Origin of the sequence: Robertkochia aurantiaca (genome assembly GCF_020166495.1) — a bacterium.
GTDB lineage: Bacteria > Bacteroidota > Bacteroidia > Flavobacteriales > Flavobacteriaceae > Robertkochia > Robertkochia aurantiaca.
Genome location: NZ_JAINZS010000006.1, coordinates 442,839 through 457,664, shown reverse-complemented (window position 1 = coordinate 457,664; position 14,826 = coordinate 442,839). Strand labels below are relative to the sequence as shown.

Genomic DNA, 14,826 nt, shown 5'->3' with positions numbered 1-14,826 from the left:
ATAAGTTTTGAGCGGCTAATATACGTTTTTTTTACTGGCTAACCTTAAGATTATCGCCTGATTTTGTGGACTCTCTCTTCAGGATACTTGTCTTGATCACCTCAGTTCTGAAATAATCATCTGCCTCCCGTTCTTCCAGTTTATCGATGAGCATTTGACCGGCGTGCTGACCGATCTCATAACCGTGCTGTACCACCGTGGTCAATGTCGGGTTCGAGTACTGCGAAAGCAGCCCGTCGGTGAAACCGATAAAGGAAACATCATCGGGTATCTTCAGGTCACGGTTCTGAGCTTCCCTCATGGCGATAAGAGCATAAAGCTCATTAACCGCAAACACTCCGTCAACCACCTGATATTTAAATAGTTTTGCGACTTTTTCACGGCATTCCTGCTCACTGTTCACTTTTACTACAAGGTTTTCGTTAACCTCGATTCCGGCATCCCGGAGAGCATTGAGATAACCCAAAGTTCGCAGGTTTCCCACACTTACATAATCTTCTGTAGTGATCAGTGCAATGCGACGGCAACCTGTTTCAATAAGATGATTGACAGCGTTATATGCTGCCTGAGCATCATCGATCACCACCTTGTCGCAATAGATCTCGTCGGCTACCCTGTCGAACATCACCAGCGGCATTCCCTGGTTGACGACTTCTCTCAAGTGATGAAAGTCCCGACGCTGCTGGGTTTCCTTTGATACAGAAATAATAAACCCATCGATACTGCCGTTTGCCAAAGTTTCCATATTGATCACTTCCTTATCGAATGATTCGTTCGAAAGACAAACGATCACATTATAGCCTTGCTCATTAGCTACATTTTCGATCCCGCTGATCACCATGGTAAAAAAATGATGCACGATCTCAGGAATGATCACCCCGATATTTTTCGACTTCCGGTTCTTCAGACTGATCGCAATGTTATTAGGCCGGTAATTATACAGCTTGGCAAAAGCCTGTACCTTATCTATGGTATCCTGGCTTATTTCTTTACTGTTTCTTAACGCCTTAGAAACCGTTGAGACCGAAACATCGAGCTCTTTTGCGATTTGCTTCAGGGTCACTTTCCTTTTCATAGTGAGATTTTGACATTTTTCATAGCAAGATATTAGCAATTTATCACTTATTCCCTTTAAAAAAACGGGGTTCTGAATATTTAAAAAGTTTTTAACACGAAAACGTTTTCGCTTTGGTTTAGTGACTTTTATCACCTTTCCCGCCTTGCTCTTTACATATTTTTAACACCGAGAAATGATGCATACAGTTTTAAATAACTGTTTCAAACTAATACTTAACTATCTAAAATTATTGTATGAGAACAATGCAAAGATACATCCTCCTGCTGTTGTTACTGAGTCCGCTCGGACTTTTGGCGCAACAAATGGTAAGCGGTGTGGTGACGGAAGCTGCCACGGGAACACCCATGCCCGGTGTGAACGTGGTTGTGAAAGGTACTACGGTGGGTACGGCGACCGATTTTGACGGGAACTATTCCATCGAGGCCGAAAATGGTGATGTGCTGGTCTTTTCCTATATCGGGTTCCAAACCCAGGAAAAGACGGTAAATTCTTCTACTATTAATGTAGCATTGACCGAAGATGCCCAGGCTCTTGATGAGGTGGTGGTCATCGGTTATGGTACCGTGAAGAAAAAAGATGCTACTGGGGCTGTAAACCTGGTGACCGATGAAGATTTCAACCAGGGACCTATCGTATCGCCTCAACAGCTGATACAAGGTAAGGTTGCCGGGGTATCGATCTCCAGCAACAGTGGTGCGCCGGGCGAAGGCTCAAACGTACTGATCAGAGGTATAAGCTCCCTTACCCTGAACTCTAATCCGCTATACGTGATCGACGGGGTGCCGTTGAACGATGGCGGGGTAGGCGGAACAAGAAACCCCCTCAACCTGATCAACCCTAATGACATTGAGTCTATCAGTATCCTGAAAGATGCCTCGGCCACCTCTATATACGGTGCCCGTGCAGCGAACGGGGTGATACTGATCACGACCAAAAAAGGTAAGGTGGGTGACCTGAAACTGAATTACCGAAATATTACTTCTGTATATGAGCCTACGAACTTCGTAGACGTATTAACGGCTGATGAGTTCAGAGAGGTGGTAACCAATACGGGGAACGAAGACTATATTTCCCGGCTGGGGAATGCCAATACAGACTGGCAGGATCAGATCTATACCACCGCCTTTGGTAGTGATCATACCCTGAGCGCTCAAGGCGGGTTGTTTGGACTCCCATTCAGAGCTTCTGCAGGGTATACCGACCAGGGAGGTATCCTGATGGGTGATAACCTCAAAAGAGGAACAGCTTCTATCAATATTCGACCTATGCTGTTCGACGATGCCCTTCGCCTCGAATTCAATGCAAGAATATCACGTACCGATAACACTTTTGCAGACCGCGGAGCTATCGGAAGTGCCAATTCTTTCGATCCGACCAAACCGGTATACGATGTGAATTCGCCTTATTTCGCTTTTACCGATGAAAATGGAACCGATTTTGGTTATTATTCCTTCCTCGACAACGGTAACCCCCCACGTCAATTGAACCTCGCTCCCACTAACCCGGTAGCGCTTCTGGATCTTATTGAAGATCAGGCTACGGTCGACCGCCTTGTGGGTAATTTCAAGGCTGACTACGAATTGCCATTCCTCGAAGGACTGACCGCTACTGTAAATGCCGGTATCGATATCTCTGAGAGCGAAGGATCACGAGTTACAGCACCTAATCTGCCCACTGCGCAGGCAGGTTTTGACGGCTCTACCAATATCTATACCCAGGAGGCAGACAACTACCTGTTGGATATTTATTTCAACTACAATAAAGAGTTTGGAAACAGCACGCTTGATGCAACGGCAGGTTATTCTTACCAGCGCTTTGAGTTCGATAATTTTTCAAGCAACCTCACACGCTTCCTCAACGAAGACGGGTCGCTCAACGATGAAAGAACCATCGACCAGCAATTTGTTGACCGTTCGAGAAACGTACTTCTTTCTTACTTCGGAAGGGTGAACTACGACATCAGCAATAAATACCTGATCACAGCAACAATGAGAGCAGATGCCTCTTCAAAGCTGAATCCGGATGACCGCTGGGGCTTTTTCCCTTCAGCTGCCGTAGCCTGGAACATTCATGAGGAAGACTTTATGGATGGTGGTTTCTTTGATCAGTTAAAACTCAGAGTCGGATACGGTGAAGTAGGTAACGTAAACGGGCTTGGTGACTATAACTTCCTGACCCGATATGTGATCAGTACCCAGACGGCACAATACCAGCTGGGCAATCAATTCTTCAGAACCTATCGTCCCGAGCCGGTAAACGAAAACCTGCGCTGGGAGGTTGGTAACACCTTTAATGCAGGGGTTGACTTCAGCATCATGGAAGGTCGTCTCACAGGAGCCGTAAACACCTACCTGAAGATCACCGAAGACCTGATCACCGATGTAGTGGTCGATCCGTTCACCAACTTCGGAAACATCATTTCTGACAACATCGGAGATATGGAAAACAAAGGTGTGGAACTTGAATTAAGCTACACCCCAATCCGAACTAAAGATTTCAACTGGAACATCAGCTATAACGTTGCCTTTAACGATAACACCATCACAAGACTGCCAGACACCCAGGAAGTGGGAGGTATTTCAGGTGGAGTGGGTAACACCATTCAGATTCACCGGGAAGGAATCGCTCCTTTCAGCTTCTACGTGTACAAGCAGATCTATGATGAAGACGGCAATCCTATAGAAGGGGCTTATGCCGATCTGAACGGAGACGGACAGGTAAACGAGAATGATAAGTATATTTACAAAGATCCGTATGCAGATGTGATCATGGGACTGAATACAACCATTCAGTACAAGAACTGGGACTTCCAGGCCGTAACCCGCGCCAACATCGGCAACTACGTATACAATAACATCGCCAGCACTGCCTCATATAACGGAATCTGGCTGAATGAGGGCATACTTTTCAACCAGAATTCCGATGTATTGGAAACGCAGTTCAGAAACCAGACCGTGGTAGGTCTGCAAAGCGACTATTTCGTAGAGAACGCTTCCTTTTTCAGAATAGATAATATAACTTTAGGGTATACCTTCAACGAAGGTTTGAACAACCAACCTTTCCGAGTATACCTTGCAGGTAACAACGTACTAGTTGCGTCTGACTATTCCGGTCTTGATCCTGAGATCAACGGCGGTATAGACAACAACTTCTATCCGAGACCAAGAGTTTTCGTACTGGGTCTTGATCTAAACTTTTAAAAAATTTAATGATGAAGAAGCTTAAATATTTAATCTTAGGTCTGGCTGTGTCAGGGGTTGTAATCTCTTGCCACGACGACCTGGACCAGACCCCTATCGATCCGGACCTTTTCACCGAGATCGATGTATATCAAAATGTAGAGGAAGCTAAAAGCGCCCTCGCCAAGGTATATGCCTCCCTGGCCCTGACCGGGCAACAGGGTCCTGCAGGTCAGCCTGATATCGGACGTATCGATGAGGGGTTCTCTCAGTTTACCCGTATGCTGTACAACCTGAATGAACTAACCACAGACCATGCCGTTGTGGGATGGGGTGACCCGGGTCTTCCGAACCTGTACCTGATGGACTGGGGATCGAGCAATGACTTTACCGAAGCCATGTATTACCGACTATCACAGGTGGTATCTTTTAGTAACTCATTCATCTCGAATGCGGGACAGCTTGAATCAGCCGAAGCTCAAACCTTTATAGCTGAAGCCCGGTTTGTCAGAGCATATGCGTATTACAACCTGATGGATTTATATGCAAATGTTCCCCTGGTAACCGAGATCAGCACTGAACTTCCTCAGCAAAGCAATCGTGAAGAGATCTTTGCCTTTATCGAAAGTGAATTGCTGGAGATACAGGAATTGCTCCCCGAACCTCGTTCTAACGAATACGCAAGAGTAGACCGGGCAGCCGCATGGGCACTTTTATCAAGATTGTACCTGAATGCAGAGGTCTATACCGGACAGGCACGCTACGCAGAATCCCTGCAATTCGCCGAACAGGTGATCAACAGCGGGTATACCATCAATACCACCGATGGTAACGGAAACGGCAATGCTTACGATGAGTTATTCCTCGCAGACAACGACACCAACGGAGCTCAGAATGAATTCATATTCGTGGCAACCTTCGACGGGATCAATGCCCAGACCTTCGGTGGCTCAACCTTTATGTGTCATGCTCCGGTAGGGGGTAATATGGATCCTGCCGAGTTCGGTGTAAACGGAGGCTGGGCCGGTTACAGAACCACCAAAGCTCTTGTTCAGAAGTTCGATTATGCCCAGACCGAAACCGATGCCAACGGCTTCCCGGTGGCCTGGGAAGACGGAAGGGCGACTTTCTTTACCGACGGACAGGACTATGAGATCGAAGAAGTGGCCGGAAACTTTTCAGACGGATATGCGCTTGCCAAATACCGAAACGTTGATATCAACGGAAACCAGGGAAGCGACAGTTCAGGTGACTTTGCCGACTGTGATATGCCCCTGATACGTTTGGGCGAAATCTATCTCAACTACGCAGAAGCTGCAGTGAAAGGCGGTGGCGGAAACCTGAGTACGGCAGCCAGCCTGATCAACGAATTACGCACAAGAGCCAATGCTCCGGCCATCTCTGAAGGAGACCTGACTCCTCAGTTCGTTCTTGACGAAAGATCAAGAGAGCTGAAATGGGAAGGACTCAGAAGAACCGACCTGATTCGATACGGACAGTTCGTTTCCGGTTCTTATCTATGGCCTTTCAAAGGCGGTGCTACCAACGGTAGAGCGGTGGAAGAATACAGAAAACTATTCCCACTGCCTACCAATGTACTGCAGATCAACCCCAATTTGACTCAAAATCCCGGCTACTAATAACTAACACTCTAGAACAATGAAAAAATTCTTAAAAAGCTTACAAATATTTGCCATGGCTGCGGCCGTGGGTGCAGGTTTCACTTCCTGCGACAATGAAGACTACCTGGTGATCACCGCCCAGGAGCCCAGTGACGCTGTTATGTTTACCAACACGCTCTCTGAAGAGTACCTTCTTTCATCAGAAACCGCTTCTAACGTTGCAGAGCGTTTTGTATGGAACGAACCAAACTTTGAAGCTCCTACCCCGGTAAATTACATCCTGGAAGGATCTGTGACTCCTGAATTTGCCTCTGTAGATTACAGTTCCGGGACTATCGAAGCCACCAATCAGGCTGTAATGGTAAGAGATCTTTTATCGATGGCAGAGATAAAAGGCCTTGACAACGACCCTGCTACTACCGATGAGAATGGTGAAGCGAACAATAGCGGTGACGTATACTTCAGGGTTAAAGCTTTTGTCGGAGACGCAGGAGCTGTGAACGCAGTTGAAACCATGTCTGAGACCATGGCCCTTACAATCTCCCTGATCGAACAATCAGAAGATGGAGGCAATGGGTTCGAGGTATCTGCATGGGGTATCGTAGGATCAGCCACCGCCAACGGATGGGATGGTCCCGACCAGCCTTTCTACACCACCGATCAGGCAGACATTTATGTTGCTTATGTTGACCTGGCCGATGGGGAGATCAAATTCAGAGAGAACAATGACTGGACCCTCAATTATGGAGATTCCGGTGCAGATGGCACTCTGGATGAAGGAGGAGACAATATCATGGTCACTGCCGGAACTTACAAGATCACTATGGATCTCGGAGCACTGACTTATACCATGGAAGAATATCAGTGGGGAGTTGTTGGAGAAGCCTCAGCGAATGGCTGGGATGGTCCTGACCAACCTTTCTACTATGATTACACTACCAACACCTTCAAAGCCGGCGTGAAACTCGCTGATGGTGAGATCAAATTCAGACTTAACAATGACTGGGCTGTGAACTACGGAGATACCGGTGCAGACGGTACACTGGATAACGGTGGCGACAATATCGTGGTTAGTGCCGGGTATTACCTGATCACTCTGGATATCGCGAACCAGACCTACACTATCGAAGAGGCTGAGTTGTTCGGCGTTGTCGGATCGGCCTACAATGATTGGGGAGGTGCCGGACCCGATGCCCTGCTTACAGAAGTACAACCCGGTGTTTGGATCGGAAAAGACATCACGCTCTTAGACGGTGAAATGAAATTCCGTATCAACGAAGACTGGGGAACCAATTACGGTGATACCGGTGCAGATGGAATCCTTGATCAGGATGGAGACAACATTGTTGTAACTGCAGGAACCTACACTATCACGCTTGATTTCAGTGATAGCGGTGCTCCTACCTATACGATTCAATAAGATGATATAAGAATCAAATATCAAAAGAGGTTACCGGTTGTTCCGGTAACCTCTTTTATTTTAAACAACCCGTTTATGAAAAAACTATTACTACTGCTGATCTCCTTGTTTTCGGTATTCAGCTGGGCACAGCAACAGGAAGCATCTGTTACTGTGAACCCTGCTACTTTCGGTGAAAACGACCAGATCACTATCACCTTTACCGATATCGACCCGGCCGCATGGGGCGTTTCAGATCTGTACCTGTGGGCATGGTCATTTGACGAAAACGATCAGAACATCCAAAATTCGCCCAATAACGGAACATGGGAAAGCTCGAATGAAGCCCAGAAACTGACCGATAACGGAGACGGCACCTTCAGCATTACCTTTGTCCCCTCAACTTTTTACGACCGCTCCCCCATAGGACGAATCGGCTTTCTGGCCAAAGCCAAAGACGGGACCGGCGATAAGAAAACACAAGACTTTTTATATGAAGTGGGCGGGTATGTCTTAAACCTCACTTCGCCAGCCCAGACCACTACGGTAGTGCAGTCAGGCACCGGATTCAATATCACTGCCGAGACTTCATTAAGCTCAGACTTTACCCTGACGGCAAACGGACAAACCGTAAACACCGCATCAGGCGTCACCGCTTTTAATTATACCTATACGGTGACTGAGACCACTAACTTTACGCTCAGTGCAACCGATGGAAACGAAACCCTGAGTGAAAGCTTTACAGCAGTTGTCAGCCCCACCGTTACCGAAGAACCGCTTCCGACCGGCTTGAAAGACGGGATCAACTTCGACCCCAATGACAACACCCATGTCACCCTGGTGTTATACGCACCTCAGAAAGAATTTGTTCATGTGATCGGAGACTTTACCAACTGGCAGATCAACGACAACTACCTTATGAAGAAAGACCCGGCCACAGACCGATTCTGGATCGAGATCACCGGGCTTACCCCTCAGTTTGATCACATGTTCCAATATATGGTGGAATCTTCTATCAATATCGCAGACCCCTACTCCACCACCATCCTGGATCCTTTTAACGACCAGTACATCACAGAGGTAACCTACCCCGGCCTCCCTGCCTACCCCGAAGGCCAGACGACCGAAGCCGTAACCCTTCTGCGAACTGGCCAACCGGAGTTCAACTGGTCAGACAACACCTTGAACTTTCAGCCTCCCAAGAGAAAAGATCTGGTCATCTATGAACTGCTGATCAGAGATTTTGATGAGCTGCACAGCTTTGATGCCGTAAAAGCGAGACTCGATTATCTGGAAACCTTAGGAGTCAATGCCATTGAGCTCATGCCTGTAAATGAATTCGACGGCAATGAAAGCTGGGGCTACAACCCCTCCTTTCATATGGCACTTGATAAATACTATGGTACTCCCGAAGCTTTTAAGCAGCTCATAGACGAATGCCACCGACGTGGCATGGCAGTGATCATCGATGTGGTTTATAACCATGCAACCGGTCAGCATCCCTATTTCAGAATGTGGAATACTTCAGGTGGAGGAACCGGAGGAACGGCCTCCCAGGACAACCCCTTTTTCAATGCCGAGGCAAAGCATTCCTACAGTGTTTTCAACGACTTCAATCACCAGTCTCAGGCAACACGCGATTACGTAAACCAGACCGTACAATACTGGATCGAGGAATTTAAGGTAGACGGCTTTCGCTGGGATCTCACCAAGGGTTTCACTCAGAATTGCGGTCCGTCGAACGATAATTGTACCAATAGTCCGCAGGCAGACCGGATCGAGGTTCTTAAAGGCTACGCCGATACACAATGGGCTTCAAACGACGACTTCATGGTGATCTTCGAACATCTGGGCACTATTGAGGAAGAGTCTCAATGGGCCGAATACCGACTGGACGAAGGAAAAGGCATCATGCTGTGGAACAAGCAAACCACCCCCTATAACGAAGCCACCATGGGCTACCATGACAGCGGGAAATCTGACTTTTCAGGTGTCTCCTACCAGGCTAAAGGCTTTTCGAACCCTGCAGCCATTTCATATATGGAGAGTCATGATGAAGAAAGACTCATGTTCAAAAATTTGCAATTCGGCAATGCCACGGGTGGTTACGATGTAACGAATCTTAACACAGCCCTTTCGAGGATGGAAATTGCAGGAGCTTTCTTCTTCACCGTTCCAGGACCGAAAATGATCTGGCAATTCGGAGAATTAGGATACGAAGTATCGATAGACGAGAATGGCAGAACCGGAAACAAACCGATCCGTTGGGAATATTTCGATGTAACCGAAAGGCGTGCCATCTATGAAACCTGGTCAGACCTGAATAAACTTACAGTAGGAGAAGCCATATTCGAAAGTGAGAATTTCACCCTTGACCTGAACGGCTCCTCAGGACTTAAGCGAATACATCTCGCAAATACCTCAGCCGGAACCGATGAGATAGCTCTAATTACCATCGTCGGGAACTTCGGACTAACAGAACAGGACATCGTTCCCGGATTCCAGCAAACAGGCGTCTGGTACGAAGTGCTTGAAGAAAACAAGAAATTTGTTGTTACCGATCCCGAAGCTACCATAACTCTGGCTCCCGGAGAATTCAGAATATTTGCCGATAAGCCGTCGGCATTGTTTCCGAATACCAATCCGCCCGACGAAGACAGTGACGGTGTTATCGACGCTGATGACCTGTGCCCCGGGACCACACTGGGTGCTACCGTAGACGTTACCGGGTGCGAAATTTTTACGCTTCCAACCTCGAATTACAGCATTCAATCTACCGGTGAGACCTGTTCCAATGCCGATAACGGGGTGATCACTGTAAGCACAGAGCAGGCATTGGATTATACTGTGAATCTGAGCGGTAACGGAATTACCCTGAGCGAAAATTTCTCCGGCAATCAGTGGATAGCAGCCGATCTGCCAGCAGGCACTTATCAGCTTTGCTTTACCCTTTCTTCTGAGCCTGACTATGAACAGTGCTTTGAAATAACCATCGGAGAACCTGAAGACCTCGCCGTTTTTTCTCAGGTGAACGAAGATCTCAAAACCCTGAACCTGGAATTAAAAGGTTCTGACCTTTATTATATCGAATTGAATGGGGTCACTACTGAAACCAGGGCAGAAACCATCAGCCTTGAACTACAGGATGGGCTGAACACCCTTAAAGTTCGCGCCGCCAAATCATGCCAGGGCGTTTATGAAGAAACCTTCATGCTGAGTCAGGGCGTCTTCCTGTTTCCTAATCCTGTAAGAGATATAGCCGAAATACTATTCACCCAACAGCAGAAAGGGGCGGTGACTTTTAAGGTATTCGCCATGAACGGACAAGTGGTTCAATCAGGTAGTTTCGGCCTGCAGAATTCAGAATTCAGAAAAAGCCTGGATTTGGGACAGCTTCAGCCCGGTCTCTATCTGCTTGAGCTTAGAGGAACCGAATTGCAGCAAACGATTAAAATTATCAAACAATAAGCCAGACATGAAGAAATACTCACGACTCATACTTTTATTGTTCCTTGCCAATACCCTTGCATTTTGTGGTGGCGATTCAGGCGGAGAAGAGCCGACACCGGAGACACCGACCATTCCTCCCGCAGCTGCTACACTTACCGCACCTGCCAATAATGAATTATGCGTATCCGGTACAACGGTCAATGCAGAACTCAGCGAGGTGGCATTCAGCTGGGAACCTTCTGAGCACACCGATTCCTATGATCTGGAGATCACCAATCTCAATTCAGGTGTACTCAGCGTTTACAACAGTACCACTCCCGGTAATACGGCCAGCCTTGTCAAAGGAGAGCCTTACGAATGGAAAGTTGTTTCAAAGCAGACGAATTCAAACGATGAAGCGATAAGCGAAACCTGGAAATTTTACCTGGAGGGTTCAGGAGAGACCAATTATGCACCCTTTCCTGCAGAGATCGTTTCTCCCGCACCGGGAACAAGCGTTAACCCCTCGGGAGGGATCGTACAGCTGGCATGGAAAGGAAGTGACGTCGATAACACCGAACTTAGGTATGATATTTATCTAGACACTAATGATCAACCTTCAACTTTAATCGCTGAAAACCTGACAATTGAAGATTTTGAGGTGACCGATCTAACTTCAGGAACGACATATTTTTGGAAAGTTGTAAGTAAAGACGCTCAAAATAATACCTCTAATTCGCTTATATCCAGCTTTAAAGTAGCACAATAACAGTAACGGACTTTCGAAACTTTTTCGAAAATCCTAATAAAACAGGGTGATCTGCGGCAAAAGGGGCTTGACCGATTGCACAGATCACCCTTTTTCTATCCCAAAAGAATGAGATTTTCAAAATAATCCTAGAATTTTACTATATTCACAACCGATTAACTGTTTTTAACACTATAAGGTTTTCGATGAATCGACCTCCTTTGGTTGCAAAAACATAGCTAACTATTTGAACTTAAATTTTTAATTGTATGAAGAACACTTTACTAAATGGTCTTGTGATGGTGGTGGCATTACTGTGCTTCTCCCTGACCAAGGCTCAGACTGTTAGTGGAACAGTGTATGATGCAACGGGACCTTTACCGGGAGCTAACGTTCTGGTAAAAGGTACTACCATTGGTACACAAACGGACTTCGACGGGAATTACACCCTGGACAATGTCCCTTCTGATGCCACTTTGGTATTCAGCTATGTGGGTTTTCAAACCCAGGAAATTCCGGTAAACGGAAGATCGACTATCGACGTTACCCTTACTGAAGATGCTCAGGCTCTTGACGAAGTGGTAGTGATCGGTTATGGTACTCAGGCCGTAAAGGATGCAACGGGTGCCGTTGATGTGGTAAGCTCTGAAGATTTCCAGAAAGGGGTTATCTCATCACCTGAACAATTGATTCAGGGTAAAACTGCCGGGGTGCAGATTACCCAGGCGAGTGGTGAGCCCGGTGCGGGAGTGAACATCAGGATTCGGGGTACCGCTTCTGTACGTTCGAACAACAACCCGCTATTTGTAGTAGACGGAGTGCCACTGGCTGCAGATGACACCCAGAGTGGTGGTACAGATGTAGGTCAGGGTGGTTTCTCGACCAGAAACCCGCTGAACTTCCTGAACCCGAATGACATCGAAAGCATCAGTATCCTGAAGGATGCTTCTGCTACGGCGATCTACGGTTCAAGGGGTGCTAACGGGGTGGTTCTGATCACCACCAAATCAGGTAAAGCCGGTTCAGGCGGAAGATGGGAAGTAAATGCCAACGCAGCTTACTCAGAACCAGCCAACCGATTTGACCTGTTAGACAGAGGACAATTCCTCGATGCGCTGGCACAATATGGTAACCCGAATCCAAGCGAATTGGATTTTGGAGCTAATACCGACTGGCAAAGCGTTGTTACAAGAAGTGTTTTATCGCCTATTGCCGACATAGCATACTCTAATAACTACGGTTCTGGTTTCGTAAGAACCTCATTCGGGTATCAAAAGCAATTCGGTGTTCTTGAAAACTCTTCACAGGAAAGAATTACAGGGCGTCTGAACATCTCTCAGCGCTTCCTTGATGATAAATTAAAACTGGATTTTAACGGTACCGTCTCAAGAGTAAACGATGAGACGCCTCTGGTGACCAATAATGCCGGTTCTCAGGGTGATGTACTGGGTGCAGCTTATTTCGCTAACCCAACTTATCCTAACAGCCCTACTTTCGATCCGGGAGGAGCTGAGTTAAACCCTGCTAACCTGCTTCAGGAATACCAGGATTTAACTTTCTCAGACAGGGTGCTGTTTAACGCTTCGGCAGAATACAGTATTACCGATAATCTGAAAGCCAAAGTTCTTGTTGGTTATGATCAGTCGAATTCAGATCGTTACCAGTCACTTACAGGTGATGTAATCGGATTTAATAACGGTACCGTAAATAACGGACGTGGTGGATTAAACGAAGTTAATCTTAAGAACCAGTTGCTGGATGCAACTATTAACTACAACAAAGAATTCGATAATTCCTCTCTAGACCTTTTACTTGGTTATTCGTATCAAAGTTTTCAGCGATATGGTAGCACTACCTTAGGTTTCGGATTTGGCTCAACCGATCACAACGATATGCGTGATGAACTGGACGAAGCCCGTGATGTTCTTACCGCATCGGTAGACGGTGAGTACCAGCAGATCATATATTCTCCTGATCGTGATGATCTGGCAGTGAATAGATTGTTCAGCGATGAAAACACTTCGCTTTCAAGACCTTCAGGGATTGCGCTGCGTTCTGCGGGATATGACACCTTTGACGCTACAGATGAATTACAGTCATTTTTCGGTCGTGCGAACTATACCATTGCCGACAAATACCTGTTTACCGCAACTCTAAGGGTTGACGGTTCCAGCCGTTTCGGACCCGAAAATCGCTATGGTTGGTTCCCTTCCGCGGCATTTGCCTGGAAGATCCATGAGGAAGATTTCGTAGGAGATTACGTTTCCAACCTGAAACTAAGACTTGGTTTCGGTATCACCGGTAACCAGGATGGTCTGGGTTACGGTAACTTCCTTTTCAGAGAGCGTTATGCAGGTATCGGGATTCAGAACAACGGAAATATCGTAGTTCCGGGATTGGCAATTCAATCATATCCTGACAGAAACCTTAAATGGGAAGAAACCACTCAGTACAACTTTGGTATTGACTTCGGTTTCAACCAGCAACGACTGAATGGTACTTTTGACCTGTATTACAAGAGCACTGCAGATCTTCTGCTTCGATTCTCGACTGCACAGCCTTCTCCACAGGAGTTTAACTTCGAGAATATTGACGCTAAAGTCTTAAACTACGGTGCAGAATTTTCTTTGAACTATGACTTAATTGTTCAGGAAGATCTTTTTTGGACTGCAGGATTTAACGTATCTTATAACAAGAACGAAGTGACTGACCTGGGTGATGTTCAAATTCAAACAGGTGAGATCAACGGTAACGGACTAACAGGTGCTTTTGCACAGATTTTGACAGACGGAGAGCCGCTTTTCTCTTATTTCTTAAGAGAATTTGGCGGATTTGATGAAAATGGAATCAGTATTTATCCAAATGGTGACGTACAGACTGTAGTAGGTGAAACTGCACTTCCAACAGTGAACCTTGGTTTCAATACCTCTTTCAGTTGGAGAAGATGGAGTCTGGATGCTTTCCTTACCGGTCAGTTTGGACAATACATTTACAACAATACTGAGAACGCCTTCTTTACTGCCGGTATTATTGCAGGTGGTAAGAACGTAATAGAAGACGTATTGACGAATGGGGAGTCTCCTGCCAACGCACCTGATGTATCAACCAGGTTCCTTGAAAAGGGTGATTTCCTCAGAATGCAGACCTTAAGCTTGGCTTATGATGTACCTGTAAGTGGTGACGGATTTGATTCCTTCAGAATATCGCTTACCGGACAGAACCTGTTCGTTATTACCGACTACAGCGGATTGGATCCTGAGGTGAACGTTAACAAACCTCTGAACAACCTGCCGTCACTTGGTATTGACTATACAAGTTTCCCAAGACCGAGAACTATTACACTTGGCCTAAGCGCAACTTTTTAAAAAAAA

7 protein-coding genes are annotated in these 14,826 nt (G+C 46.5%); 6 read left to right on the top strand and 1 reads right to left on the bottom strand.

Translation table 11 applies throughout. The features are described 5' to 3' along the window. Positions 1–31 precede the first annotated feature (31 nt). Positions 32–1,075: a LacI family DNA-binding transcriptional regulator gene (locus K7R10_RS13155; RefSeq protein ID WP_224485182.1), complete on the bottom strand. Its 1,044-nt coding sequence runs from the start codon at positions 1,073–1,075 to the stop codon at positions 32–34. 245 nt (positions 1,076–1,320) lie between these two features. On the opposite strand from K7R10_RS13155, the gene K7R10_RS13150 reads away from it, so the two are divergent. The 6 genes from K7R10_RS13150 (at position 1,321) to K7R10_RS13125 (ending at position 14,820) form a co-directional block, all read left to right on the top strand. Continuing rightward, positions 1,321–4,278, top strand: coding sequence for a SusC/RagA family TonB-linked outer membrane protein (locus K7R10_RS13150; RefSeq protein ID WP_370631316.1), 2,958 nt, complete (start codon positions 1,321–1,323; stop codon positions 4,276–4,278). 11 nt (positions 4,279–4,289) lie between these two features. Next, the gene (locus tag K7R10_RS13145) at positions 4,290–5,897 is read left to right on the top strand and encodes a RagB/SusD family nutrient uptake outer membrane protein (protein ID WP_224485281.1); all 1,608 of its coding nucleotides are present in this window, start codon (positions 4,290–4,292) and stop codon (positions 5,895–5,897) included. Positions 5,898–5,916: 19 nt separating this feature from the next. Continuing rightward, positions 5,917–7,299, top strand: a complete 1,383-nt coding sequence (locus tag K7R10_RS13140) for a SusE domain-containing protein (RefSeq protein ID WP_224485180.1) — start codon at positions 5,917–5,919, stop codon at positions 7,297–7,299. 75 nt (positions 7,300–7,374) lie between these two features. Beyond that, complete coding sequence (locus tag K7R10_RS13135; RefSeq protein WP_224485179.1) at positions 7,375–10,746, top strand: alpha-amylase family glycosyl hydrolase; 3,372 nt, start codon at positions 7,375–7,377, stop codon at positions 10,744–10,746. 7 nt (positions 10,747–10,753) lie between these two features. After that, positions 10,754–11,476: a fibronectin type III domain-containing protein gene (locus K7R10_RS13130; RefSeq protein ID WP_224485178.1), complete on the top strand. Its 723-nt coding sequence runs from the start codon at positions 10,754–10,756 to the stop codon at positions 11,474–11,476. Between the two features lie 248 nt (positions 11,477–11,724). Beyond that, positions 11,725–14,820, top strand: a complete 3,096-nt coding sequence (locus tag K7R10_RS13125; protein ID WP_224485177.1) for a SusC/RagA family TonB-linked outer membrane protein — start codon at positions 11,725–11,727, stop codon at positions 14,818–14,820. Positions 14,821–14,826 lie beyond the last annotated feature (6 nt).

Excerpts from the sequence above, each read along its gene's own strand:
- K7R10_RS13155 (WP_224485182.1), bottom strand. The coding sequence starts at position 1,075 with ATGAAAAGGAAAGTGACCCTGAAGCAAATCGCAAAAGAGCTCGATGTT.
- K7R10_RS13150 (WP_370631316.1), top strand. The coding sequence starts at position 1,321 with ATGCAAAGATACATCCTCCTGCTGTTGTTACTGAGTCCGCTCGGACTT.
- K7R10_RS13145 (WP_224485281.1), top strand. The coding sequence starts at position 4,290 with ATGAAGAAGCTTAAATATTTAATCTTAGGTCTGGCTGTGTCAGGGGTT.
- K7R10_RS13140 (WP_224485180.1), top strand. The coding sequence starts at position 5,917 with ATGAAAAAATTCTTAAAAAGCTTACAAATATTTGCCATGGCTGCGGCC.
- K7R10_RS13135 (WP_224485179.1), top strand. The coding sequence starts at position 7,375 with ATGAAAAAACTATTACTACTGCTGATCTCCTTGTTTTCGGTATTCAGC.
- K7R10_RS13130 (WP_224485178.1), top strand. The coding sequence starts at position 10,754 with ATGAAGAAATACTCACGACTCATACTTTTATTGTTCCTTGCCAATACC.
- K7R10_RS13125 (WP_224485177.1), top strand. The coding sequence starts at position 11,725 with ATGAAGAACACTTTACTAAATGGTCTTGTGATGGTGGTGGCATTACTG.